Origin of the sequence: Clostridium sp. AWRP (assembly GCF_004006395.2) — a bacterium.
GTDB lineage: Bacteria > Bacillota > Clostridia > Clostridiales > Clostridiaceae > Clostridium_B.
Genome location: NZ_CP029758.2, coordinates 3,390,844 through 3,415,194, shown reverse-complemented (window position 1 = coordinate 3,415,194; position 24,351 = coordinate 3,390,844). Strand labels below are relative to the sequence as shown.

Sequence of the window (24,351 nt, the reverse complement as noted above, 5' to 3'; positions counted from 1 at the left end):
GGTAAATATTACGTTGAAACATAGAAATAGGGGGGAATAGAAATTGAGTAAATCAATATTTTTAGAAAGATTAATTCTTAAGAATTTTAAAGGCCTTAAGAATTTGGATATAAAGTTTTCAGATACAACTAATATTTATGGGGATAATGGAACAGGCAAGACTAGCGTATTTGATGCATTTACTTGGCTCTTATTTGATAAAGACAGCAGGGATATGAGTAAATTTGATGTACAGCCGCTAGATAAAAGTAATAATGCAATTCATATGCTTGAAACGGAAGTTGAGGCAGTACTTAAGATAGATGGAGAAAAAACAGTTTTTAAAAAGGTATTGAAGGAAAAGTGGATTAAGCCAAAGGGAAAATCCGAATCGGAACTAAAAGGTGTAACTACGGCTTATTATATTGATGGTGTACCTAAAAAGCAAGGTCAATATAAAAAGAAAATAAGCAGCATTATTCCTGAAGATATATTCAAATTAGTAACTAATCCTTTATATTTTAGTACAAGCATGAAATGGCAGGAGAGGAAAAAGGTTTTAATGGATATTTTAGGAGAAGTTACAGATGAAAATGTTATTGATTTTAAAGAAAATCTAAAACCGTTAAAAAATCTATTGATAAATAAAAGTATAGATGAATTGAAAGAAAGTATAAATGCGTCAAGAAAAAAGTTAATTAAAGACAAAGAGTCAATACCTGCAAGAGTTGATGAATTAAGTATGACAATAAAAGAAGATATTGACTTTGAAACACTAGAGGATGCAAAACAAAAAATAGATTTAAAAATAAAAAGTGTAGAAAAGCAGATTATGGATAAATCAGAAGTAAATGTTGAAATATTCAAGAAAAAGGAAGATATGTATGGACTTAAATCCAGACTCAAAGATATTCAATATGAAGAAATTAAAAAAGCTGAAAGTAGCAAAGATGGGATTGAAGAAGAATTATGTAGTGTTAATGATGAAATAACTCATATTAAATTTGATATTAAATTATTTGAAACTGAGAAATATAATGATTTGAAGGCAATAAAAGAAATAGAAAATGATGTAGATAATTTAAGAGGTAAGTGGTATGAGGAAAATAATAAGATATTTGAATTTCCTAAAAATGCACGCATATGTCCTCTTTGTAAAAGAGCATTTTCTGATGAGGATGTTGAAAAACATAGAAATGAGTTAGAAGAAAACTTTAATAAAAGTAAAGCAAAAGTCCTTGAAGATATAACTAGGGAAGGTACCAATAAGGCTTATGATCTTAAAAAATATAGAAATAGGATGTCTGAAAATGATATTGCATTAAAAAATGCAAAGGAAAAGTTAGAAAACCTAAGTAATAAAAAGATTGACTTACAAAGCAATATTAGTAGCTTCAAGGTGAATATTGACCTTGATAGCAATAAAGAATACAGGAATATACAAAACCAGATAAAAATGCTTGAAGCTGAGTTATGTAAGCCAATAGAAAAAAGCTTACAGATTGATGAATTGAAAGAAAAAAGAAAGTCCCTTGAAAGTGAACTTGAACAAATTAATCATGAACTGGGATATAAAGAGATCAATATTAAAATTAGATCAAGAATTGGAGAACTTATGGATCAAGAAAAAATTTTAACTCAACAAATTGTAGAGTTAGAAAAACAGGAATTTATGTGTAATGAATTTATAAAAACTAAAGTTCAACTTATGGAATCTGGTATTAATTCTAAATTCAAGTATGTAAAGTTTAGATTCTTTAAAACTCAGGTTAATGGAGGAATTGATGAAGATTGTGAGCCTCTCGTGGAAGGTGTGCCATTTTCAACAAATTTGAATTTCGGTGCAAGGATTAATGCTGGAATTGACATTATAAATACATTATCAAATCATTATAAAATTAAAGCTCCAATCTTTATAGATAATAGGGAGAGTACTACAAAGCTTATAGAGACTGATTTGCAAATAGTTAACCTTTTTGTAAGTGTTGCAGATAAGAACTTACGAGTTGAAAATACATCACTTAAACAAGTAGAAGGACCAGGCTTTTGACATAAGGATAGATTAAATGGCAGCCAGATTACTGAAGTTATGTTTCATTTTAAAAATGCTAAGGTTTTTCTGAAAGCTGTAGATTTGGAAGAGGGTGATTACATTAGCTAGACCTCAAAAAGAAGGATTGGAATATTTTCCTTTAGATGTTGACATGGATCAAGACGATAAAGTTGCACTAATAGAAGCACAACATGGAATAGTTGGTTTTGGCATAGTAATTAAGCTATTAATGAAAATTTATAAACATGGATATTTCTACGAGTGGGTGGAAAAACAACAGTTATTGTTTTCAAAGAGAGTTAATGTAGACATTAATTTAATTAATGAAATCATTAATGATTGTGTTAAGTGGGGGTTGTTTGATAAAAAGGTTTTTGAAACCTATAAAGTACTTACTTCAAAAGGAATCCAAAAGCGTTATATAGAAGCAGCAGGTAGAAGACAGAAGGTAAAATTATTCAAAGAATATTTGCTTTTGGATGATGAAACCATTAGTGTATACAAAAATTTAGTTATTGTATACATTATCCCCAACCACGAGGTAGTTAATGTAAGCATTAATCTTCAAAATAAAGAAGAGAAAAGTACAGAAAAAGAAAGAAAAGAACAGAAAAGAAAATATAAAAATGAAAATTCTCTTTATGAAAAAACATTAGAACTCTGTAAGTATTATGAAAATTTAAAGCCCGGTGAGAGTATAAAAAAATATTTTGATGTTTTAAAAATTTTTGTAGAAACTTATGGATATGGCTGGGTTAAAGAAGCACTAAAAATAACGGTAAGTAACAAGAAGAGATTTATTAAGGGGTACATGGAAAAAATATTAAAAAATTGGATTATGGAAGGAAAGGAGGAGAAAGGTGGAGGCATTGAAAAGAATATTAAGTCAGGTGCATATGACTTCTCTAAATACAGTGGAAGCTAAATATAAATGTAAAATATGCTGTGATACCGGTTGGATTGAAACAAAGGAAGGCTATAAGAGATGTAGTTGTTATGAAAAAGAACGTAGTGCTAGATTATGGAAGAAATTTGGGGTGAATCCTGTTGAAGCTAAAAGGTTAAGTGATTATGTTCCATATGATTGCTTAACCTTACGGGTTAAAAAAAGGGCTATAGAGTATATAAAAAACTTTAATAATATAAGTTTTAAGAAGGAAAACAACTTTGGATTATTTGGACAGTCTGGTGCTGGAAAAAGTCACATAGTAATTGCTATAGGAGCGGCACTTTTGAATTGTAAAAATCCAGTACAAGTTATTTATATGCCATATCTTGAGGCTATGAGGCAGTTAAAAGCTAATGTAAATGATGATGAATTTTACCTAAAACTTTTAAGCAGATACAATAAAGCTAAGCTGTTGATAATAGATGACTTACTTAAGGACAAGGTTAGAAATGGGCAGCTTATAAAAGACAAGTATGGAAATAAAGTAGGACTTAATGAAGCGGATATAAAACATATAATTCCAATTATAAATTATAGGTATTTTAATCATTTGCCAACAATTATAAGCACAGAATGTGCTCCTGATATGCTTATAGAACTTGATGAAGCACTTGCAGGAAGAATACTTGAACCTTGTGGTGATAATATAATGTTTTTTAAAGGTGTACAGTATAATTACAGAATGAAGAAATTTATTAAGAAGGATAGGATGTAGATAGAGCATCAGATTATAATACTAGATAGCTATATATTGAAACTTAAGGAGAGATGCAGTGAAATTATTAATAGAGTTTGTAATATTATATGTTCTATTTATGTCTATGTTTGTAGGAATATTAATTGTAATTTTATATGGGTTTAGAATTGTGCATAGACAGTAAATGGCGTTATAGGGAGGAAATGTTTAATGGATGATGAAGTATTTAAAAATATGGAACAGAGGATTTTTAATTATTTTAATAGGGATAAAAGAATTAGTATTTTGAATAAAAGATTAGAAGTTTTCAAAAAGCAAATAGCTGAGATAGAGTATAAGTTGAAAAATATTGATGTAGACATCCCGGAAGAGTTAAGAGCTGTGGCTTATGAAGAGAGAGTACAGACAAGTCCTACAGGAGAAAGCTATGCAGAAAAAGCTTTGATGAATATAACGGACAGGTTACTTAAGGAACAGACATGGAAGAAAGAACAAGTAGAAGACATAGAGGAAACGTTAAGAAATATGGAAATAGATAATGCTGTAATTGAAACCAATATAAAAGATTTGGAAATTGAGGATCAGGAATTTTTAAAAGAAAAGTATAAGTATAATAAAAAAGATTGGCAATTGGGGATGAAATTCAATATGTCTTCGGGAGGAGCTACAAAAAGAAGACACAGGCTAATTCGAAATATAATCGATTGTTATATGTAGTTTAACAATTAAATACTGTAAATTAAGTGACAGAACTAGGAAGTAATGGGGAAGTAAGTAGGAAGCAAAATGGAACTGTAAAGGAATTAAAATATTGATAAAATGTAATATAATAATATTGTAGACAGTTGGAAGTAGATAGCTGCATAAAAAACGATAACTGGGAAGCCTTGAATAAGGCTTCTTTTTAATATAAATAAGGTAAATTGAGAGGGGGTGGCAACGTAGATATGCCTAGACAAAGGAGTCCAAACAGGGGTAAGGCTTTTGAAATTTATAAAGAACATAATGGAAATATTAGAAATAGACAAATTGCTAATATTTTAAATATATCTGAAAAAACAGTGGGATGGTGGAAAAATAAAGATAAATGGAACTATAAGCTGAATGAAATGTTACAAAAGGGAAGTAAAAAAGGTGATCAGTTTAAAAATAAAAATCTTGAAGCACAAGGTTTTTTTTCTAAGATTTTTCCACCTGAGACTATAGGTATAGTAGAGGATATTATGGCTAAGGATACACTGGATATGCTTTGGGAAAACATAATAATTCAGTATACAGCTATAGCAAGATCACAAAAAATTATGAATGTTAAGAATAAAAAAGATTTCACTAAAGTACTTAAAAAAGAAAAAAGTACTGTGGGAGAAAATTCAGAAAGATTGGAAAGAGATTATGAATTGCAGTTTGCTTGGGATAAGCAGGCAGCATTTTTACAGGCTCAATCAAAGGCAATGAAAACTCTGGAGAGTATGATCAAGCAGTATGAAGAATTATTGAAAGGTAATCTGGCTACAGAGGAACAAAAATTGAGAATTGAGAAATTAAAGATAGATATTAAAAATTCAAATGACATTGGTAATTATGATAAAGAAGGAATTAATGAATTTATTAAGGCTACTACATTAAGTGAGGATGAAGTAAAAGAATTATTTAAGGATGATGAAAATGAGGAAGAAAAAACAAAGTAGGGGCTTTAAATTCCAGCCATTTTCAATGAAACAAAAGAAACTATTATTTTTTTGGGAAAAGGGTTCCCCATTTGCTGATAGAGATATGGTAATAGCTGATGGAGCTATAAGATCAGGTAAAACTATTGCTATGATATGCAGCTTTTTAAGGTGGTCCCTAAAACATTTTAGTGGTGAAAATTTTATTCTTACGGGTAAAACTATAGGGGCACTAAAAAGGAATGTTATAGAACCCATGCAGCAGATATTAAATTCCTGGGGAATTAAATATGAATTTAATAGGTCAGAAAATTATATTGTTGTTGGTGATAATACTTATTATATGTATGGTGCTAATAATGAAAAATCACAGGACAGGCTTCAAGGTTTAACGGCTGCAGGAGTATTTGCTGATGAAGTAGCATTGTTTCCTCAAAATTTTGTTGACCAGATGATAGGACGATGCTCAGTTGAAGGTGCTAAAATCTTTATGAATTGTAACCCGGGTTCACCTTATCATTTTATAAAAACTGAATTTATAGATAAAGCCGAAGAGAAAAATATACTTTATATGCATTTTACTATGGATGATAACTTAAGTCTTTCAGAAAGAGTCAAGGAAAGGTTTAGAAGTATGTTTACAGGGGTATTTTTTAAGCGTTATATATTAGGCTTATGGATACAAGCTGAAGGGTTGATATATGACATGTTTGATGAGGTTAAACATAAAGTTCATACAGTGTTTAGAGATTATAAGGAATACTATATTAGTTGTGATTATGGTACACAGAATGCAACTACTTTTCTTTTATGGGGTAAGTGTTTAGAGAAATGGTACTTGATAAATGAATATTATTACTCAGGAAGAGATAAAGAAAAGCAAAAAGCAGATGATGAATATTATGAAGATTTAGTTGATTTTGCAGGAGATAGAAAAATAGAAGCTGTAGTAATAGATCCTAGTGCAGCCAGCTTTATAGCCTTAATAAAGAAAAAAGGAAAATTTAAAGTTAAAAGGGCTAAGAATGATGTACTAGAAGGAATAAGAAATGTAGCAAGTGCGTTAAATGGAAACTTGCTGCAGTTTAATGATTGCTGTAAAAATACTTTTATGGAATTCTTATCCTATATTTGGGATGAAAAAGCTGTTGAACGTGGAGAGGATAAACCGTTAAAAATTATGGATCATACAATGGATGCTGTAAGATATTTTGTTAATACAATATTATATAAAGATTCTGGTGTGTCAGTATTTAAGTAAAGTGGGGTGGATTATGATATTTAATTTTAAACCTAAAGTTCCAGCAATGAATCAGGAAGAAATTATAAAAGAATTCATTGCCGAATTTGATAAATCAGATAAAAGAAAAAACATGCTTATAGGTCAGGCTTACTATGAAAATAGAAATGATATAAATAATAGAGACAAGTTTTGTTATGTGAACAAACAAAAGGTAGTAGATGAAACTAAAGTAAATAATAAATTAAGTCATGCATTTATGAAACTGATGGTAGACGAAAAGGTTGGATATCTTTTAGGCAAACCGCCAAGATATACTTCTTTAAATGATAAATTTCAACAAAAAATAGATGAAATATTGGATGAAAACTTTGATGATATCCTGAATGAGTCCGGAGTTGAGGCAAGTAACAAGGGAATTTCATGGTTGCAAGTATATATTGATGATGACGAAAAATTAAGTTTTAAGCTAATTCCAAGCGAACAAGTTGTTCCTTTGTGGAAAGATACAGCACATTCCAAACTGCAAGCTGTAATTAGATATTACTATGTTACTGTGTATGAAGGTAAAAATAAAAAAGATGTACTTAAGGTAGAATATTGGGATGATAAAACTGTTATGTATTACACAGATTATAATGGAAAACTTATTCCTGATGTAGAAGCCAATGAAACGACGGAGCCTATAGGGCATTATCTAAAGGATGGTGAATATTATGGATGGGGCAAAATACCATTTATAGTAATTAAGAATAATAGTGAAGAACTTAATGATTTAACCTTTGTTAAATATCTAATTGATGATTATGATTTAAATACCAGTGATACAAGTAACAATCTTGCTGAAATACAATCACTTATATATGTATTAAAAAATTATGGAGGACAGGATATTGGAGAATTTATACAGGATTTAAGATATTACAAGGCAATAAAAGTTGAAGGTGATGGAGGAGTAGATTCTCTTAATTCTAATTTAAATATTGATGCAGTAGAAAAACATTTAGATAGGCTTAAAAAAGATATTTATCAATTTGGACAATGCGTTAACATGGATACAGATAAATTTGGAGCTAATCCGTCAGGAGTAGCCCTTAAATTTTTATATACTGGACTGGATCTTAAGTGCAATAATTTTGAAAGAAAACTTAAGTCCGCATTTAAAAGTATATTTTGGTTCATATCAGAGTATTTAAAACTGAAAAAGGAAGGGGACTTTGATTGTACTTCAGCAAGAGTGAATTTTAACAGAAGCATAATTGCTAATGAAACAGAAACAATACAAAATTGTCAGAAATCAAAAGGCATAGTAAGTGATAAAACTATAATTGAACATCATCCTTGGGTAAACAATGTGACAGAAGAGGAACAAAGGTTATCAAATAATATGTCTAAAAATTAAGAGAGGAGTAATTATAAATGCCGAAGTTGAGTGAAATACTTGGAGAAACATATTTTCAAATACCAGATGGAATAAAGAATAAGTATAAAGACATAGATTTAGTGGATAGTTCAAGCTGCATAGACAAAGAAGAATACAATAGTTTAGAAACAACAAAAATAGATATAGAAAATCAACTTAAAACTGCTAATAAGACTATTGAAGAACTAAAAAAAGATAATAGAGATAATAAAAAACTTCAAAATATAATTGATCAATATGAAAAAAGTTACAAAAAATTGAAAGAAGATAGTGAAAAGAAGATAGCTGAAATGCAATTTAACTATGCTTTAGAAAAAGCTTTAAATAAATCTGGGGCAAAGAATAGTAGAGCTGTTAAAGCTTTGTTAGATGTTGAAAAAATTAAATTAGAAGGAGAATCTCTTATAGGATTAGATAAGCAATTAAAGAATTTAAAAGTATCTGATCCTTATTTATTTGCAGAAAATAAAATAGTTACACCTAAGCCAGGGGATGGAACAAGTACACCAGGAGAAAAATATTTGGCTTCTCAAATAGCTAAAGAAAGAAATAAGAAAGTCAAAAATCCATATGAAAATATGTGGAAATAAAAGGAGGTATAAGATATGTATGTAAAAACAATGACTCTTAATAATGAACTGGAGTTCTTAGCTAGTGGGAAATATGTTAATTTTACTACTACGGTAAGTGATGAAGGTATAACAGCTGATGAATTTGGGAAAAAAATAGTTTCTGCAGGTAGCATATTGGATGTAAATGGGAAAGTAGTTAATGATGCTACTGCTGCAGGAATATTGTTTTCTAGTGTGGATGTTACACAAGGTCCTCAAGTGGGATCATTGATGGTTGAAGGTTATGTATTAGAAGATAGGCTTCCTGTTAAGCCTGTTGATGCAGCAAAAACAGCATTAAAAGAAATAAAATTTAGATAGGAGTGAATATGAATGACTAGAGTAGAAGAGTTGTTTTCACCACAGGCAATTTTAAATTATGTAAAAACAAGAGAACAAATACCAATGTTAGGGGACATATTGTTTCCTGAAACAAAGATAGAGGGATTGGATTTTAAAATGATAAAGGGAGCTAATAACTTGCCTGTAAGCGCTAGTATACATGGATTTGATACTGAAACTGAAATAGGTTCAAGGGATGGGGCTTCTTATAGTGTAGAAGAATTGGCATTAATCAAAAGAAAAATTAAAATGGATGAAAAATTAATAATACAATTAAATTTTCCAAGAAGCCCTCAAGAAGAAACGCAAGCTGTTAACCAGATTTATAATGATGTAGATAATATGATAAATAGTGTTAAAACTAGAATAGAAGCTATGAGAATGGAAGTTATAACTACTGGAAAGCTCAATATAAATGAAAATGGGGTTAAAATTTCCATAGATTACGGAACTCCTGCAGCACAACAAGGCACAACTGATTGGACATCTGCAGATGCAAAAATATTAGAAGATATTTATAATTGGACTGATAAAGTAGTACAAAATGTAGGTTATACTCCTACTAGAGCTGTAACTTCTAAGTCAGTATTAAATCTGCTTTTAACTGATGTGTCAATAAGAAAAGCTATATTTGGAATTAATGCAGACAGGCTAGTAACTAAAGATATGCTTAATCAATTATTATCCTCTATGGATTTGCCTCAAATAGCAACTTATGATTCACAGTATAGGACACAAGGTAATGATGGAAAGTATATAGTTAAGAGATATTTTGAGGATGGCAAATTTGTATTACTTCCAGATAGTAAATTGGGAGATACTGTTTATGGATTAACTGCAGAAGAAATAGAATTAAGAGGTAGAAATGATACGAAAATAGAATCTTTTGGAAACATCGTAGCTGAAATATACAGCACTAAAGATCCCGTAGCTAGGTGGACAAAAGCAGTTGCTACTTGCTTGCCATCATTTCCTTATGCTGATCAGATATACATTGCTAAAGTTAAATAAGAAAATTTAACCTTTTCTTTTTGAGGAGAATAGATTATGTTGGAAAATATAAAAGATATTTTAGAAATACAAGATGATTCCAAAGATAAAATCATTAGTGAATATATAGAAAAAGTTACTCAAAAGGTGCTTAATTATTGCAATATTAAAAGTTTACCTAAAAAATTAGAAGAATTTGTAGAGGATAAGGTTATATCCATAATACAGTATAAACTGAAAAATAGTAACAATAAAGAAGTTAAGTCTATTCAAAGAGGTGATACCAGGATAGAATATGAAGCTTCTAGTGAAAAGGATGAAAGAATACTGCTAAGTTTTGAAGCTGATGAGATGAGAGAATTGAATAATTTTAGAAAGGTTGTCTGGTAATATGGCAGAAGCAGATATACTAAGCCTGACTTATTTTGATAGAGCAACTGTCAAGGGAGAAGTAAAGTATAAAAAAGAAAATGGTGCTTTAGCATTTAAATTGGAGACAAAAGTAGAAAATATGAAATGTGCAGTATCTAGAAAGGACGCTGCAAATGTAAATCAAACAAATACAATAAATAATATACAGTATAATTCTATCATGTTTTGTGCTCCGGATAGTCCTATTGTCTCAGGAGACTACGTACAAGTCATGCTTGAAAATGGAGTTATGAGGGAATATGAAGCCGGAGAACCTTTTTACTATAAAAGTCATCTTGAAGTACCACTTTTTAGAAAGGAGAAATCATAATGGGCCTGGATATAAAGGGATTGGATGAATATAAAGATAGCATGAACAAGCTTATCAAAGGTAAGCTTGATGAAGAACTTGAAAAGCAAATTTTAATAGTTGCAAATAAAGCTCTCACAGAAATCAAGAATAAAATTATGGATACAGCGGATGGAAAAGGTTGTGAAGATTTAATAAAAAGCTTGAAAGTAGGAAACTTGGTTAGGGAAGGTAATAAGTATTATATAGAAATATTTAGTACATTAGATTCTATAAGCTATGTTGAATACGGCCATAAAACTAGACTTGGAAAAGCACCCCATCCGGATACCTATAAAGAACATGGCAAAATTGCGTTTGTTCCAGGCAAGCATATGTTTAAAATCAGTTCGGAAAAATTGGAAAAAGATTTACCCGAATATATTTCAAACTGGTTTAACAGTAAAATTAAGGAGTATATATCATGATTGAATTAAGAGATATAAAGGATGCTGTAAGCTTGAAACTAAGCAGTGAATTTAAAGAATATGAAATATACGATGAAGAGATAAGACAGGGGTTTGATCCGCCTGCTTTTTTTATACAAGTAATTCCTATAAGTACAGTGAGATCAAATATGTTTACTAAAAATCCATCTCTGACTGTAGACATTCATTTCTTCCCAAAGACGGAATGTAATGATGACTTATATGATATGGAAAACAAATTAGAACAAAGTTTTGTAAATGGAATTAAGGTTAAGGATAGATATATTGATATTTTAAAGACAGAATGCCAAATAGTTGATTTTGTATTACATTTTCAAATAAGTTTGGATTATCTGGTTTCAATAAGAGATCAAATCAATAAAGATACTCAAAATTATGAACTCATGAAAGAAGTTCAATTTAATAAGGAGGTAATAAAATAATGGGTTTACCAAGTATAAATATTATGTTTAGACATGCCGGCCAAACGGCTGTACAAAGGGGCGAGAGAGGAATAGTTGCATTGATATTGGAGGATAAAGTTCCTGATATCAATCCAATAGTTATGAGTGGCGTGGATGATATCCCCAATATATTAACTGAAGAAAACAAAGAACAAATTAGTCTTGCTTTCGTTGGATATATAAATCCACCTAAGAAGGTTATAGCTTATATAGTTGCAAAACCAGTGGCAGTAGAAGGAGGGGCTGCTCCAGCAGTGGATTATGCAGAAGCTCAGCATTATCTTGAAACTATTAAGTGGGATTATATAGCTGTTCCAGAAATTGATGATTCAGCTGTAACGAATTTTGCTTCATGGATAAAAGGATTGAGAAGCAATAAAGGAAAAAACGTTAAGGCTGTACTCCCAAATTGTGCTGGGGATAGTGTTGGAATAATAAATTACTGCAATAAAAGTAATAAACAAACTGGCAAGGAGTATACAGCAAAGGAATATTGCAGTAGAATAGCAGGACTTTTAGCAGGTACTCCACTAAATTCATCAGCAACATATGCAGCTTTACCTGAACTCATAGATTGTGACCACCTGACTAAGGATGAAGCAGATACAGCTGTAGATGCTGGAAAACTTATTCTTATAAACGATGGTGAAAAGGTAAAAGTAGCAAGAGCAGTGAATAGTTTGGCAACACTTACTAGTGATGAAGATGAAAGTTATAAAAAGATCAAGGTAATAGATATTATGGATCAAGAAAACCAGGATATAAAAAAGGTTGCTGAAGATAGTTATATAGGTAAGGTAAGTAATGATTATGACCATAAAATACTTTTAATAAGTGCAATTGGAATTTATTTTGAGCAGTTGGAATCCCAGGGACTTTTGGACAAGGGTAAAAGCAGTATAAATATAGATATTCAATCACAAATGGAATATCTAAAGAGTGTGAACTATAAAATGTCTGATGGTAGAACTGTAGACCAAATGACCGAACAGGAAATTAAAGAGGCCAATACAGGAGATAAAGTATTTATATCAGGAAATCAAAAAATTGTTGATGTTATGGAAGACATTCAATTTGCAATAGCAGTTTAGGGGGGATTATATATGAATTCAATTGGAAATTATAATGAAGAAAAAACTATGTATGGTAACTTTGGTTCCGTATGGATTGACGATCAACAGGTTAGTGAGGCAACTGGACTTCAAGCAAAATTCAAGATGAATAAATCTGAAGTACCTATGTGTGGCACAATGTTTAAAAAATATAAGATAACATCTGTTGAAGGAAGTGGAACTTTGACTATGAATAAAGTTTCTTCAAGAATGATACTTTTGATAGGTGATTCAGTACTAAATGGGAAAGAACCTGTGTTTAATATTATAAGTAAATTGTCTGACCCAGGAAATGGAGGAACAGAAAGAATAAAGCTTATTGGAGTAAAGTTTGATGAATTGACACTTGCAAACTGGAAAGCAAAGAGCCTGGGAACAGAGTCAGTACCATTTACTTTCGAAGCTTTTGAAACATTGGATACTATTAACCCAAGTATAATATAAACTAAATTTGAGGAGGATTTTCGTATTATGAACAATAAAGTAGATTTGTTACTAAAATTGGATAAGACAAAACTTGTAAGACCAACAAGGGAAATTGAGATAAAAAGGCTTTCTGAAAATTTAGGAGAGCCTTTTGTTATTACTTGTCAAGCATTAACTTCTGATGAATATGAAGAATTGCAGGAAAGTGTGTCTTTGAGTGCTGACGGTAAAATAAATACTGATAAAAATATACAAGTAGAAACTGTAATAAGAGGAGTAAAAGATCCTAACTTGAATAATCAAAAGATAGTTGAATATTTTGGAGGTATAAGTGCATCTGATGCAGTAGGAAAGATATTTTTACCTGGAGAGGTAAGCTCAATTTATACTGTGGTAACTGAATTAAGCGGGTTTAATAAAGATGCAGTCAAAGAAATAAAAAACTTATCGACTCAGATGGGGAAATCAGGCTCATGTACGAACTCTGGAAAGAAAAAAGAATAACAAAGCCGTCTGAGTATTGGAATTATAGCTCTGGTGACAAATTGTTTACCAGAGCTTTTTGGAATAAGTATATTGAAGATAGAAACAATAAAGTGAAGGGTATGGAGATAAATAAAACACCTGTATTTCCAGTTAGTGTTATATAAATTGTATTTTTAAGTAAAAGGAGGTGAGCAATTGGCAGAAATAAAGACAAGTTTGAGTTTAGAAGACAACTTTTCAGCTCAAATAAAAAAAGCAATAGATAGAACAGATACTTTTGCTGATTCTGTAGCTAAAGCTAAAAAGCAGATGGAAGGTTTGTGTTCAAGGGAATTTAAAGTTAAAGGTAATACCGTAAAAAAATTAACTCAGACTAAAAGGGCTATGGAAAGTATGCGAAGAGATATTATAATAACCATAGCTGCTAAAGATGTTGCATCAAGTAGTATTAGTAGAATTGGAGGACACTTAAAGTCATTTGCATCAGAGACATTCAAGCCAACTATTAAGATTAAAGATGAAGCAAGTAAAGTATTGAAGGATATAAAACAAAAATTGACTAGTATAAGGAATGCCACAAAAAGTATTATAAATATGGATGTTGGTAAAAAACTATATGGCTGGACAATTGGAAGTGCTTCATCTAATGAACAGCAATTATTTAATATGCAATCTATAATGAATAGCAAAACAAAGGGATCTGAAATGATGGGTTTTGCTTATAAGGAAGCACAGAATAATTCACTTAAAAGTTCCGATACAATAAATGCAGTGGGACAACTTGCTTCAAATGGTTTAGATGCTAAAAAATATTTAGAACCATTAATGAATCTGAGTGTCTCACATAAAAATGCTTCTACTGAGGATATAGCACATGATTTTTCACTAGTTAAAAATGGACAAATGGGAGAAGCACTTGATGGATTAAAGAAACTAGGTATTAATAATGGATTAAAGAAACTAGGTATTAATAAAAGTGATTTAGAAAAATCAGGAATGAAGTTTAATGATAAAAATGAAATTACAAATATGAAAGGTGACCAGGCATTAAACTCTGTAATGAATATTATAAATTCTAAGTATGGCAATTCAACAAAAGATTATTCAAATACTGCCCAAGGATTAATAAACAGGGGACAAAATTCTATTGGAAGTATGGGAAGAAGCCTTGCAGGAATAAATGATAAAGGTGAAACTATAAAAGGAGGATTGTTTGATAATTTTAAGAAGCAGTTACAGGCAATAGACCCATTACTTGAGAAAATTCAAAAATCAAAAGCCTTTGCTGAATTGCAGAAAGAGATTGGCAATATAGCAACAGTTGGCGGAAACAAGCTGCAAGCTTTTCTGAAGTCTTTTGATAATCCAGCCAAAGTAAAACAATATGGAAATACTATTAAAACAATGGCTGGAGATATTAAAGCAGTTGGAACAGTTGGAATTCAATATATAAAGAATGTGTCAACAATACTTATGCCACTTATAAAAACAGCTGCTGCACATCCAAAATTATTTGCAGGGTTGTTTGTTGGACTTCAGGCAGGTAAAGGTGCTTTTAATATAGTATCTACTTTTAATAAAATAAAAAAAGAATTTCCAATTCTCAATACTGCGGCAAAAATGTTCGGCAAAAATTTTGGAAATGCAATGAAAACAGTTGGAACCATATTTGGCAGTGTAGGGAGAAACATTATAGGATTTGCTAAGTTAATACCAGGTGTACTTAATACTGTTATTGGTACAGTTAAATTATGGGTAGGTGTAATAGGAAATTTGTTAAAGAGTCGCCTTATTAGTACAATAAAAATTGTAGCATCTAGAATTATAAGTATTATTAGGTCAGTATTCTTATTTATACAGGCAAATCCTATAGTCTTAGTTATAACTGTAATAATAGGAGCATGTGTGCTTCTTTATGAAGCTTGGAAACATAACTTCGGTGGTATAAGAGATAAAACACATGAGGTTATTGAATTTGTAAAAACTAAAATTGAAAGTGTCAGAGAAACATTTGAAAGTGTCAAGAAACATGTGTCTGATTTTGTAGCAGATATTAAAAAACTTTGGGGCGGGTTAAGAGATTTTTTTGCTCATCCGATAAAGGGAACTATAAATTTATGGAAGAAGTTAACTGGTAGCGGAACAGAGAAGGGTAATGCATTAGGCACAAGCTATTTTGAAGGCGGATCTACCTGGATAGCTGAAAATGGACCTGAGATTGTAGAGCTTCCCTCAGGGAGTAAGGTATATAACAATAGGCAGACTACGAATATTTTAAAAGGAATGAATGCTCAGGTACCAAAGGCTCAAGGAATGTCCATGGTCCCAAAGTCTATGGGAGCATATGCACCAACGATTAATACATCTAAAATAGCAAACCAAATGAAGTCTTTAAAAACTCAATCCGTAAAATGGGGAAAGGATGTCCCAGGAAGTTTTGGAACAGGCATAAATAATAATATGAAACCTATAACTGATTCTGTAACTACCATGGCCACAAAAATAAAAGAGCTAATCCACTTTTCATCACCGGATAAAGGCCCATTAAGTGATTTTGATACCTATCCAGTTGACATGATGAAAACTTTTGGCAGTGGAATTAAAGATAATACAAAACTTGTAACTAATCCAACAACCAATATGAGTACACATGTAAAAGGTGTTTATTCAAACTTGAATACAGCTAGTCTTTCTTATGGATCTCAAACAATGCAGGAATTTGGTTCAGGAATTCAAGCGAGTGCTGGTAATGTAGTTGCAATAGTTAAAGCTCTTACAGATAAGGTTATTGAACAATTCAAGACAGGTTTTGGAATACACAGTCCCTCAAAAGTTATGTTTCAAATGGGTGGACATTTGATGCAAGGATTAATTAATGGAATGTCATCAAAAGATGTAAAATCGTTTATACAGAATTGGATAGGAAGTATAATGAGTGCAGCAGGTGGAACAGTAACTGGATGGCTAACAGCTGCAATAGCATTAACAGGTGCTCCAATGAGTTGGCTACCTGCATTACAGATGATTGCTATGGGTGAATCTGGAGGAGATCCAATGAGTATAAATTTATGGGATATAAATGCTCAAGAAGGACATCCTTCAAAGGGACTCATGCAGTTAATTGATGAAAATATGGAAGAATTTCATTTGCCCGGTATGACTGATATATGGAATCCTATAGAAAATGCAGCAGCTGCAATTAGGCTAATTGAACATGATTATGGAAATCCATGGAATACACCTGGAGTTAGAAGTGAAATGTCAGGAGGAGCTTATAAAGGATATGCAGTTGGACTAACAAGAGTTCCTTATGACAATTTCCCGGCAATGCTCCATGAAGACGAAAGAGTTTTAACTGCCAATGAAGCGCGTAACTATAATAAGAAAGCTGATGGAGCTTCAGTAATAATTCAAAAATTGGCGGATAAGATTGAAGTTAGAGACGATAGTGATATAGATAAAATAGCCACTGCTTTAGCTAAAAAGTTAAAGTCTGTGGCTTTTAACATGTAGGGGGTGTTTTAATTGAAAGAATTTTGGCTAATGCAGGGCAGTGAAAAATTAAGGCTGCCTGTTCCTCCTGGTAATTATTCTATAAAGGGCTCTAACAATAATTCAAGTTTTAGTGTAGAAAATTTTGGAGAAGTTAGTTTTTTGGGCAAAACCAATTTATGCGAAATAGGAGTTATAGAGACTTTTTTCCCAAATAAGAATTATACCTTCTGTCAGTATTTAGAATTTCCAAAGCCCTGGGATTGTGTAAATTTAATAGAAAAGTGGAGAGTTAGCGGCAAACCCATTCGTTATATAATAACGGATACACCTATAAATATAGCCTGTTCTATAGAATCTTTTGAATATAAAGAAAATGATGGAACAGGTGATATTTCTTTTTCACTTCAGCTTAAAGAATACAGAATAATAGATGCCACTACAAGAAAGTTCAATAGTCTATCAAATGGATATCAGAATGTAACTTTTTTAGCTGCAGATATAGCTGCGGTAAACAAAAGGCCAATTGATAAACAAACGCCGACTCAATATACGGTTAAAAAAGGAGATACTTTGTATCTAATAGCAAAAAAGGTGTATGGTGATGGTTCAAAATGGCAGGAGTTAGCTGAGAAAAATCTCATCAAAGATCCTACAGATATCCCTGAAGGGACAGTGCTTAAATTATGATTAAAATTTACAGTATGTATAAACGTTCAATAACTACGGACATAACAAATTACTGTAAAACAATAGTTTGGTCTGGCGATAAGGAACAGGTTGCAAGGAAACTGGAAATAACAATAGCCTATAGTATTTTTGACAAAAATCAATTAAACACGCAGATAGGTCCGGGCAATTTAATATGGATGCTGGAAGATGGAAAGGAATTGTTCAGAGGGTACGTTTTTGATAGAGACATAGAAAGCAGTAATCAGGAACTTACATTTACTGCTTACGATTACTTAATTTATTTCACAAAATCAAAAGGAACGTACAATTTTAAAAATGTATTACCTGAAGATATAGTTGGAGCTGTTTGTGATAACGCAGGAATACCTGTGGGGGACATCGGGAAATCAAATTGGAAAATAGATTTATTGGCCAAAGATAAGACTTTTTATGAAGTAATAATGATGGCTTATACTAAAGTTTGGCATCTGGATAATGGAAAATATAACTTTATGCCCTATGCTGAAAAAAACAAGTTGGGACTTATGAATATGGGAATTCCCATAGATAACTTGATAATTACTCCTGATATAAATGTAGGAAATACCTCATACAGTGATGCAATTGACAGTATGATAAACAAAGTAAATGTATATAAATCAGATGGAACTTACGTGGGTACTGCATGGCAAAGAGATTGGATTAATATGTATGGAATACTTCAAGATGTTTATGAGGCTGAAGAAGGAAAAGATGCTATGACAGTTGCAAATAGTATGCTGCATGGAGTAGACAGAACGGTTAAAATAAGTGTTTTAGGAAATACGAAATGTACTACTGGTTGGGGTGTAAATTTAGAAATCCCATATATTAGTGATCTTAGTAAAGTAACAATGTGTATTGATACGGATACTCATACCTGGGAAGTAGCTTCTGGGAAATATACTATGGAGTTAGACTTGAATTTTGAAACTAAAATGAAATTGATAGAGGAGGACAAATCTGAATGAATGTAAAGAATCCTTATAGTGAAATAATTAATTTGATGAGAGATCAGGGCTCGCAATATAATCCTTCATCAATTGAATTGGGAATAGTTTCAAGCACAGATCCTATAGTGGTACAATTGGGGGATTTACCTTTAGACAAAGACAACTTATATATTGCGGACTATTTAAAACAAGGATATTCGAGACAAATAAGTATACCTTCCACTGATGCTTCTGGCTCCACCTCCAATGGAAGCATCAGTTCCATAGGTCTTCCAAAAGCCAATTTAAACTTTTCAGATAGTGGATTAAAAGAAGGAGATATTGTTGCACTGATCAAAGTGAGTACAACTAGATACTTAATACTATTAAAGGTGGTGGCAGCATGAGCATACTTCCAAATCAAACTGTAGATATAAATACAGTAATTGAAAGTACTACACAATCTGATAATTTACCGATTCCAAAAGAATACGGGTGGGACTTTGAAAAAAATGAGTTTATTCTTAAAGATGGCAAATTTATAGTAGTGGAAGGAAATGAGGCAATAAAAATATGGATATGGAAGGTTTTAAATACGCCAAGGTACAGGTACCTGGCCTATACTTTAAATTATGGGAATCAAATAGAGGAATTAATAGAAAAATCACTTAGTAGAAGTGTAATAGAATCTGAAGCTAAAAGATATGTAGAGGAAGCACTGTCTATTAATCCATATATACAGGAAATCGAAAGCTTTAGTATAGAATTTGAAGGAAGTAGGGCAGTTATTAATTTTACAGCTAAAACTTTATATGGAGAGGTTGATATAAGTGTATAGTGAAGAAAATAGTCAGCAGATAATCTTGAACAGAATGTTAAATGATATACCTTCTGATATAGATAAATCAGAAGGTAGTTTTGTGTATGACGCTGTTTCTCCTGCTTCAAATGAAGCAGCACAAATTTATATTACAGATGATGAAATACTTAAGAGAACTTCACCATTTACTGCAGCAGGTACTGATTTAGAAAACATAACAAATCCTGTTGGAATTAAAAGAAAACAAGGTGATAAAGCAGCCACAAAACTTAGAGCTACAGGAGTGGATGGAACAGTTATTTTGGCAGGTACTTTTGTACAAACTAAACATGGCTTAACGTATGTAGTGCAAAATGACACTGTTTTAAACAATGGTCAGGCATTAGTAGATATACAGGCAAGGGATGTGGGAAGCAAATATAATGTACCTGCAAATACCATTACACAAATGACCATTATGATTCAAGGAATAATGTCCATTACCAATCCTGATCCTGTAATTAACGGATATAATATCGAAGACGATGATAGTTTAAGAAAAAGGTACTTTGAAAGGATGCAAACACCGGCAGCAAGTGGAAACAAAGCACAATATAAAAGCTGGGCCAAGGAAGTTACAGGAGTTGGAGATGCTAAAGTATTTCCTCTGTGGAATGGAAATGGTACCGTAAAAATAGTTATAGTTAATGAGAACAAAAGAGCTGCAGATCAACAACTAATTCAAAAGGTCAAAAATTATATAGATCCTGAACCTTCTTCACAAGGAGAAGGTCAAGCACCTATAGGTGCAGCTTTAACAGTAGTGTCTGCTTCGGAAAGGGCAATAAATCTATCTGCAAAAGTAATTCTTGCAGAGGGATATGTAATACAGCAGGTACAGGATAATTTTGCGGCTGCAATTGAACAGTACCTTAGCGATTTAGCATTTAAAGATACTTATGTAAGTTATGCTAAAATAGGCAGAGTGCTTCTTGAGGTTGATGGTGTTGTGGATTACAGTAATTTGATTTTAAATGATAATACGGTAAATGCAGCCTTGGACAATGAAGAAATTCCTGTAATGGGTACGATAGATTTGGGGGTGTGATAAATGGCATATCCACAAGAAGTAGATAAATTTATAGAAAAATTGAATAAGCTGGACAAAAATACCTATGTAATAGAAGAAGAGGTACAGTTAACAGATGGTATATATGAAGGTGAGCTGCAGCATGACAATGTGAGTTTGTCTTCCATAAATGTATATACGGGTTCAAAACTTACAGGAAGTAAAATAGAAAATGTTATAGTATCAACTCCAAGTCTTACACCATGGAAAAGGGATGTTAAAATATTTTCAAGCAAATCTACTGTTTATATTACCTATGAAACTACAGGGGATACAGTGGAATCGGATGATATAAATAAAGTACAGAATAGTATTATAAATACACAAACCGAACTGGATAGATATAAAAGTACTAATAACAACAGGGTATCTGACGATGAAGCTAAACTTGATGCGGTAGAAAATAATAAAGCGGAGAAGACATATGTTGATACTGAACTTTTAAAAAAATCAGATAAAACAGATACTTATACGAAGGAAGAAACGGATCAGAGAATACAAAATGTTGTAGGCGCTGCTCCTTCAGCATTAGATACTTTAAAAGAAATTGCCGATTCTTTAGGTGACGATAAAGATTTTGCTGGTACTATGACAAAAAATTTATCTCTAAAGGTTGATAAAGTTGATGGAAAACAACTTAGTACAGAGGATTATACCACAACAGAAAAAAACAAATTGGCCGGTATAGAAGAAGGTGCAAATAACTATATTCATCCAGCAACACATCCTGCTTCGATGATAACAGAAGATAAAAATCATAGATTTACCAATGATACTGATAAAGCAAATTTAAAGGATGTAAATAGTAAAAAACATATTCACAGTAATTTAAGTTTACTGGAAATTTTAACTCAAGATTTAATAGATGGGTGGAATAGTGCTGTAAGCCATATAACAGATAAAGTTAAACATATAACTTCAGATGAAAGGATGCTGTGGAATACAGTAAGCAGTAAGGCTGATAGTAATGATGTATATAGCAAAACTGACAGTGACAATAAGTTTACAACCAAGACGGAACTAAGTAATGCTGGTTATGGGAATATGCTGAAAAGTATTTATGATAAAGATGATGATGGTGTGGTAGATGGATCTGAAAAGCTTATAATACAAGATACAAGAAATGTGAAAACTTCTCCCGGAGATTATTCTAAAACGCTGTCAATTAAATTTAAAAATTCTTCAGTAGTAGGATTATCTGGTGGTACTTATTGTACAATTATAGGATTTAGAGGATGGAGTGATGATAGTGGGGATGCTGCCCACGAAATCGGATTTCAAAGTGATGGAGTGATAAAAGTTAGGACAGGTACCACAGCTTCAGGATGGGGAGCATGGAAAATGTTAAAGGGGTCTGTAACCTGGAATGATCTTAAGGGGGTGTAGTGAATGTATGGTAATAATCTTTATGGAACAATAGAGTATGCAGAAGATAATATTTCAGATGAAGAGATCAAGCCATATATTCCAGATCTAATGAAATATCTTCCTCCATGGTACTACAATACTTCAATAATGAATAAAATTCAAAATTCCATAGGAAAAGAAATGGGTTCGGCTAAGTACAATCAGCAGGATTTGCTTAAGCAATTTTTTATTGATACTGCAACTTGGGGATTAGGAATTATATGGGAAAAACCTTTGAAAATTGCCATAGATTTAAATAAGAGCTGCGAGGATAGACGTGAAATTATAAAAGCAAAGATGAGAGGCTCTGGAACAACTACAGCACAAATGATAAAAAATACTGCAGAGGCTTTTAGTGGAGGGGAATGTAATGTAATATTTCATCCTGAGGGATATTATTTTACAATTCAATTTGTTGGAATAAAAGGTATTCCTAAAAATATGGAAGTTTTTAAGAAAATGCTTGAGGATATTAAACCAGCCCACCTGGGATATGATTTTAAATATACTTATACAGTTTGGAACTTTTTGAAAAATAAAGGTCTTACAGTAAATCAGGCTAAATCAAATACATGGGATAGCCTAAAAGTTTATGATGGATAGGAGGATGATGTAAATGAAGAAAACAGCAAATTATGGGTTAAAAAAGCCAGAGGGTACAGATGTAGTAGATATACAAAATTTCAATGACAATGCTGATATTATTGATGCTGAATTAAAAAAGAGAGCTTTAAATACTCAAATACCAACTGTACCAGTTAAATCTGTAAATAGTAAAACAGGTGCTGTTACTTTATCTGCAAGTGATATAAAGGCAGCAGATGGGGCAACTTTAGAAGCTGCAAAAGGAAAAGTTAGTTCGCATATGGCAGATACTACGGCTCATGGTATTGGTGATAAAACTAAGCTTAATACAACTGCAAAGAATACTATAGTGGCGGCAATCAACGAGGTTTTTCAATCTGGCACTAGCGTAAAATCTAGTACGATTAGTGCCGTAAATAGTAAAGGACAAAGTCTTAGTACCACATCTACATGGGATCAGATTATAGCTGCTATAAATTCTATAGCAAGAGGACAAGGTAATGCAGTGGAATCTCAGGTATTGAGCGGAGTAGATTTTAGTAATGCAGATGGAAAGTTAAGGCATGGTACTATGCCAAATAATGGAGCAATAAATATTACACCTTCAGGTTCAGCGCACACAATACCTGCAGGATATACTAGTGGTGGTTCTGTTAGTGCTGTTTCAGTGCCTGTAGCAAATGTTTTATCTGGCACTACTATTGCAGGTCAAGTAGGTACTATGCCCGACTATAGTAATACTACAGATCAAATAATGAATTATCCTTCTTGTATAACTAAAATTGATAATCTTAATACCGATGGAGATGGAGTAAAATATGGAGTTTTACATGCAATAGTAAATATAAATGGCCATGTTAATGAAAATACAGAAATTCAACAACGTGTAAATGGATTAAATCCAGCAGTTATAAAAGCTGGGCACTCATTAGGTAAACCCGGTTTACTTACAGGTACTTTTACATCAGATGCAACAGCAACAATAGATGATATAGTATCTGATAAAACAGCTTATGTAAATGGAAATAAGATAGTTGGAACGGGAAATAAAGCCAAAAGATTTGTTAGTGGAACAGTCACAGCTGATAGTCAGGGCAATTTTGTAATAGAGCCTAATATTAATATCACTGTAGCTATCATTTCATTTACTTCGATTAGAGGACTAAAAATAACAGGTATTCTTATTATTCCTAATAGATTTGAAAGTCAGTTTTTTATAGGTTCAGATGGTAAAGTATATAGTGGTTATAGTGTAGATATTATGCAAGGGAGAATCAGGGGTTGGGTTGATGCTAATGTAGATGTAGAATATAAAATTTATGAATAGGAGGGCAAATAGCCGAATAAGACTACAAAGCATAATATAAAGGTATTGAATTACAGGTGAGAGGTATGACATGGGAAATGAAGTATTTAAAATTGCAGTTAACCAGGGAATATGGGTGGCGCTATTCGTAGTACTGTTTTTTTATAGTCTAAAAGAACAGGAAAAGAGGGATAAGAAAGCAGAGGAAAGAGAGAAAAAATACCAGGATATAATTTCAAAGCTTACAGATAAGTTTAACATTCTTGAAGATGTTAAAAAAGATGTGGCAGAGGTAATAGAATATTATTGCGAACCAAACCAGAAATTAACTTCCTAAACTTAAAAGCACCAAAACATCTAATA

General features: G+C 31.9%; 27 protein-coding genes. All 27 read left to right on the top strand.

Features of this window, described 5'->3' with window-relative positions:
- Positions 1 to 43 precede the first annotated feature (43 nt).
- The 27 genes from DMR38_RS15700 to DMR38_RS15575 all read left to right on the top strand — a co-directional run bounded on the left by DMR38_RS15700 (position 44) and on the right by DMR38_RS15575 (position 24,325).
- Positions 44 to 2,029, top strand: a complete 1,986-nt coding sequence (locus DMR38_RS15700) for an AAA family ATPase (RefSeq protein ID WP_127722206.1) — start codon at positions 44 to 46, stop codon at positions 2,027 to 2,029.
- Positions 2,030 to 2,156: 127 nt separating this feature from the next.
- The gene (locus tag DMR38_RS15695; RefSeq protein ID WP_243124321.1) at positions 2,157 to 2,957 is read left to right on the top strand and encodes a DUF4373 domain-containing protein; all 801 of its coding nucleotides are present in this window, start codon (positions 2,157 to 2,159) and stop codon (positions 2,955 to 2,957) included.
- Positions 2,893 to 3,696: an ATP-binding protein gene (locus tag DMR38_RS15690; protein WP_347562532.1), complete on the top strand. Its 804-nt coding sequence runs from the start codon at positions 2,893 to 2,895 to the stop codon at positions 3,694 to 3,696. Before DMR38_RS15695 ends, DMR38_RS15690 begins: the two co-directional genes overlap by 65 nt.
- A 192-nt stretch (positions 3,697 to 3,888) precedes the next feature.
- On the top strand, positions 3,889 to 4,395 hold the full coding sequence (locus DMR38_RS21935; RefSeq protein WP_175412883.1) for a hypothetical protein: 507 nt from the start codon (positions 3,889 to 3,891) through the stop codon (positions 4,393 to 4,395).
- Positions 4,396 to 4,625: 230 nt separating this feature from the next.
- Positions 4,626 to 5,366, top strand: a complete 741-nt coding sequence (terS, locus tag DMR38_RS15685) for a phage terminase small subunit (RefSeq protein ID WP_127722204.1) — start codon at positions 4,626 to 4,628, stop codon at positions 5,364 to 5,366.
- On the top strand, positions 5,344 to 6,606 hold the full coding sequence (locus tag DMR38_RS15680; protein WP_127722203.1) for a PBSX family phage terminase large subunit: 1,263 nt from the start codon (positions 5,344 to 5,346) through the stop codon (positions 6,604 to 6,606). The genes terS and DMR38_RS15680 overlap by 23 nt, the downstream gene beginning before the upstream one ends.
- Positions 6,607 to 6,619: 13 nt before the next feature.
- On the top strand, positions 6,620 to 7,987 hold the full coding sequence (locus DMR38_RS15675; protein WP_127722202.1) for a phage portal protein: 1,368 nt from the start codon (positions 6,620 to 6,622) through the stop codon (positions 7,985 to 7,987).
- 17 nt (positions 7,988 to 8,004) lie between these two features.
- The gene (locus tag DMR38_RS15670; RefSeq protein WP_127722200.1) at positions 8,005 to 8,598 is read left to right on the top strand and encodes a phage scaffolding protein; all 594 of its coding nucleotides are present in this window, start codon (positions 8,005 to 8,007) and stop codon (positions 8,596 to 8,598) included.
- A 15-nt stretch (positions 8,599 to 8,613) separates the two neighbouring features.
- Complete coding sequence (locus tag DMR38_RS15665; protein WP_127722199.1) at positions 8,614 to 8,940, top strand: hypothetical protein; 327 nt, start codon at positions 8,614 to 8,616, stop codon at positions 8,938 to 8,940.
- A gap of 12 nt (positions 8,941 to 8,952) precedes the next feature.
- Complete coding sequence (locus DMR38_RS15660; RefSeq protein WP_127722197.1) at positions 8,953 to 9,972, top strand: major capsid protein; 1,020 nt, start codon at positions 8,953 to 8,955, stop codon at positions 9,970 to 9,972.
- A 36-nt stretch (positions 9,973 to 10,008) separates the two neighbouring features.
- Positions 10,009 to 10,341 (top strand): phage head-tail connector protein, encoded by a 333-nt coding sequence (locus DMR38_RS15655; protein ID WP_127722196.1) that lies wholly within the window; start codon positions 10,009 to 10,011, stop codon positions 10,339 to 10,341.
- Between the two features lies 1 nt (position 10,342).
- A complete protein-coding gene (locus DMR38_RS15650; RefSeq protein WP_127722194.1) occupies positions 10,343 to 10,693 on the top strand; it encodes a hypothetical protein in 351 nt (116 codons plus the stop codon).
- Positions 10,693 to 11,139, top strand: a complete 447-nt coding sequence (locus DMR38_RS15645; protein ID WP_127722193.1) for an HK97 gp10 family phage protein — start codon at positions 10,693 to 10,695, stop codon at positions 11,137 to 11,139. The genes DMR38_RS15650 and DMR38_RS15645 overlap by 1 nt, the downstream gene beginning before the upstream one ends.
- Complete coding sequence (locus tag DMR38_RS15640) at positions 11,136 to 11,582, top strand: DUF6838 family protein (RefSeq protein ID WP_127722191.1); 447 nt, start codon at positions 11,136 to 11,138, stop codon at positions 11,580 to 11,582. The genes DMR38_RS15645 and DMR38_RS15640 overlap by 4 nt, the downstream gene beginning before the upstream one ends.
- Positions 11,582 to 12,694, top strand: coding sequence for a phage tail sheath subtilisin-like domain-containing protein (locus tag DMR38_RS15635; RefSeq protein ID WP_127722190.1), 1,113 nt, complete (start codon positions 11,582 to 11,584; stop codon positions 12,692 to 12,694). Before DMR38_RS15640 ends, DMR38_RS15635 begins: the two co-directional genes overlap by 1 nt.
- A 12-nt stretch (positions 12,695 to 12,706) precedes the next feature.
- Positions 12,707 to 13,159 carry a phage tail tube protein gene (locus DMR38_RS15630; protein WP_127722189.1) on the top strand — a complete coding sequence of 151 codons (453 nt, stop codon included), beginning with the start codon at positions 12,707 to 12,709 and terminating at the stop codon, positions 13,157 to 13,159.
- A gap of 27 nt (positions 13,160 to 13,186) precedes the next feature.
- Positions 13,187 to 13,645: a hypothetical protein gene (locus DMR38_RS15625; RefSeq protein ID WP_127722188.1), complete on the top strand. Its 459-nt coding sequence runs from the start codon at positions 13,187 to 13,189 to the stop codon at positions 13,643 to 13,645.
- Positions 13,646 to 13,822: 177 nt separating this feature from the next.
- Positions 13,823 to 17,140: a transglycosylase SLT domain-containing protein gene (locus DMR38_RS15620; protein ID WP_127722187.1), complete on the top strand. Its 3,318-nt coding sequence runs from the start codon at positions 13,823 to 13,825 to the stop codon at positions 17,138 to 17,140.
- A gap of 12 nt (positions 17,141 to 17,152) precedes the next feature.
- A complete protein-coding gene (locus tag DMR38_RS15615; RefSeq protein WP_243124320.1) occupies positions 17,153 to 17,809 on the top strand; it encodes a LysM peptidoglycan-binding domain-containing protein in 657 nt (218 codons plus the stop codon).
- Positions 17,806 to 18,801, top strand: coding sequence for a hypothetical protein (locus tag DMR38_RS15610; protein ID WP_127722186.1), 996 nt, complete (start codon positions 17,806 to 17,808; stop codon positions 18,799 to 18,801). The genes DMR38_RS15615 and DMR38_RS15610 overlap by 4 nt, the downstream gene beginning before the upstream one ends.
- Positions 18,798 to 19,169: a DUF2577 domain-containing protein gene (locus tag DMR38_RS15605; protein ID WP_127722184.1), complete on the top strand. Its 372-nt coding sequence runs from the start codon at positions 18,798 to 18,800 to the stop codon at positions 19,167 to 19,169. Before DMR38_RS15610 ends, DMR38_RS15605 begins: the two co-directional genes overlap by 4 nt.
- Complete coding sequence (locus tag DMR38_RS15600; RefSeq protein ID WP_127722182.1) at positions 19,166 to 19,600, top strand: DUF2634 domain-containing protein; 435 nt, start codon at positions 19,166 to 19,168, stop codon at positions 19,598 to 19,600. The genes DMR38_RS15605 and DMR38_RS15600 overlap by 4 nt, the downstream gene beginning before the upstream one ends.
- Positions 19,593 to 20,669: a baseplate J/gp47 family protein gene (locus tag DMR38_RS15595; protein WP_243124319.1), complete on the top strand. Its 1,077-nt coding sequence runs from the start codon at positions 19,593 to 19,595 to the stop codon at positions 20,667 to 20,669. Before DMR38_RS15600 ends, DMR38_RS15595 begins: the two co-directional genes overlap by 8 nt.
- A 3-nt stretch (positions 20,670 to 20,672) precedes the next feature.
- Complete coding sequence (locus DMR38_RS15590; protein WP_207670762.1) at positions 20,673 to 22,076, top strand: hypothetical protein; 1,404 nt, start codon at positions 20,673 to 20,675, stop codon at positions 22,074 to 22,076.
- A 3-nt stretch (positions 22,077 to 22,079) separates the two neighbouring features.
- Positions 22,080 to 22,700: a YmfQ family protein gene (locus DMR38_RS15585; RefSeq protein ID WP_127722181.1), complete on the top strand. Its 621-nt coding sequence runs from the start codon at positions 22,080 to 22,082 to the stop codon at positions 22,698 to 22,700.
- A gap of 13 nt (positions 22,701 to 22,713) precedes the next feature.
- Positions 22,714 to 24,009, top strand: coding sequence for a hypothetical protein (locus tag DMR38_RS15580; RefSeq protein WP_127722180.1), 1,296 nt, complete (start codon positions 22,714 to 22,716; stop codon positions 24,007 to 24,009).
- 70 nt (positions 24,010 to 24,079) lie between these two features.
- On the top strand, positions 24,080 to 24,325 hold the full coding sequence (locus DMR38_RS15575; protein ID WP_127722178.1) for a BhlA/UviB family holin-like peptide: 246 nt from the start codon (positions 24,080 to 24,082) through the stop codon (positions 24,323 to 24,325).
- Positions 24,326 to 24,351 lie beyond the last annotated feature (26 nt).

Coding starts and splice junctions, on each gene's coding strand:
- DMR38_RS15580 (WP_127722180.1), top strand. CDS start 22,714: ATGAAGAAAACAGCAAATTATGGGTTAAAAAAGCCAGAGGGTACAGAT.
- DMR38_RS15575 (WP_127722178.1), top strand. CDS start 24,080: ATGGGAAATGAAGTATTTAAAATTGCAGTTAACCAGGGAATATGGGTG.
- terS (WP_127722204.1), top strand. CDS start 4,626: ATGCCTAGACAAAGGAGTCCAAACAGGGGTAAGGCTTTTGAAATTTAT.
- DMR38_RS15625 (WP_127722188.1), top strand. CDS start 13,187: ATGAACAATAAAGTAGATTTGTTACTAAAATTGGATAAGACAAAACTT.
- DMR38_RS15670 (WP_127722200.1), top strand. CDS start 8,005: ATGCCGAAGTTGAGTGAAATACTTGGAGAAACATATTTTCAAATACCA.
- DMR38_RS15660 (WP_127722197.1), top strand. CDS start 8,953: ATGACTAGAGTAGAAGAGTTGTTTTCACCACAGGCAATTTTAAATTAT.
- DMR38_RS15655 (WP_127722196.1), top strand. CDS start 10,009: ATGTTGGAAAATATAAAAGATATTTTAGAAATACAAGATGATTCCAAA.
- DMR38_RS15635 (WP_127722190.1), top strand. CDS start 11,582: ATGGGTTTACCAAGTATAAATATTATGTTTAGACATGCCGGCCAAACG.
- DMR38_RS15640 (WP_127722191.1), top strand. CDS start 11,136: ATGATTGAATTAAGAGATATAAAGGATGCTGTAAGCTTGAAACTAAGC.
- DMR38_RS15650 (WP_127722194.1), top strand. CDS start 10,343: ATGGCAGAAGCAGATATACTAAGCCTGACTTATTTTGATAGAGCAACT.
- DMR38_RS15680 (WP_127722203.1), top strand. CDS start 5,344: ATGAGGAAGAAAAAACAAAGTAGGGGCTTTAAATTCCAGCCATTTTCA.
- DMR38_RS15610 (WP_127722186.1), top strand. CDS start 17,806: ATGATTAAAATTTACAGTATGTATAAACGTTCAATAACTACGGACATA.
- DMR38_RS15600 (WP_127722182.1), top strand. CDS start 19,166: ATGAGCATACTTCCAAATCAAACTGTAGATATAAATACAGTAATTGAA.
- DMR38_RS15605 (WP_127722184.1), top strand. CDS start 18,798: ATGAATGTAAAGAATCCTTATAGTGAAATAATTAATTTGATGAGAGAT.
- DMR38_RS15585 (WP_127722181.1), top strand. CDS start 22,080: ATGTATGGTAATAATCTTTATGGAACAATAGAGTATGCAGAAGATAAT.
- DMR38_RS15630 (WP_127722189.1), top strand. CDS start 12,707: ATGAATTCAATTGGAAATTATAATGAAGAAAAAACTATGTATGGTAAC.
- DMR38_RS15665 (WP_127722199.1), top strand. CDS start 8,614: ATGTATGTAAAAACAATGACTCTTAATAATGAACTGGAGTTCTTAGCT.
- DMR38_RS15645 (WP_127722193.1), top strand. CDS start 10,693: ATGGGCCTGGATATAAAGGGATTGGATGAATATAAAGATAGCATGAAC.
- DMR38_RS15675 (WP_127722202.1), top strand. CDS start 6,620: ATGATATTTAATTTTAAACCTAAAGTTCCAGCAATGAATCAGGAAGAA.
- DMR38_RS15590 (WP_207670762.1), top strand. CDS start 20,673: ATGGCATATCCACAAGAAGTAGATAAATTTATAGAAAAATTGAATAAG.
- DMR38_RS21935 (WP_175412883.1), top strand. CDS start 3,889: ATGGATGATGAAGTATTTAAAAATATGGAACAGAGGATTTTTAATTAT.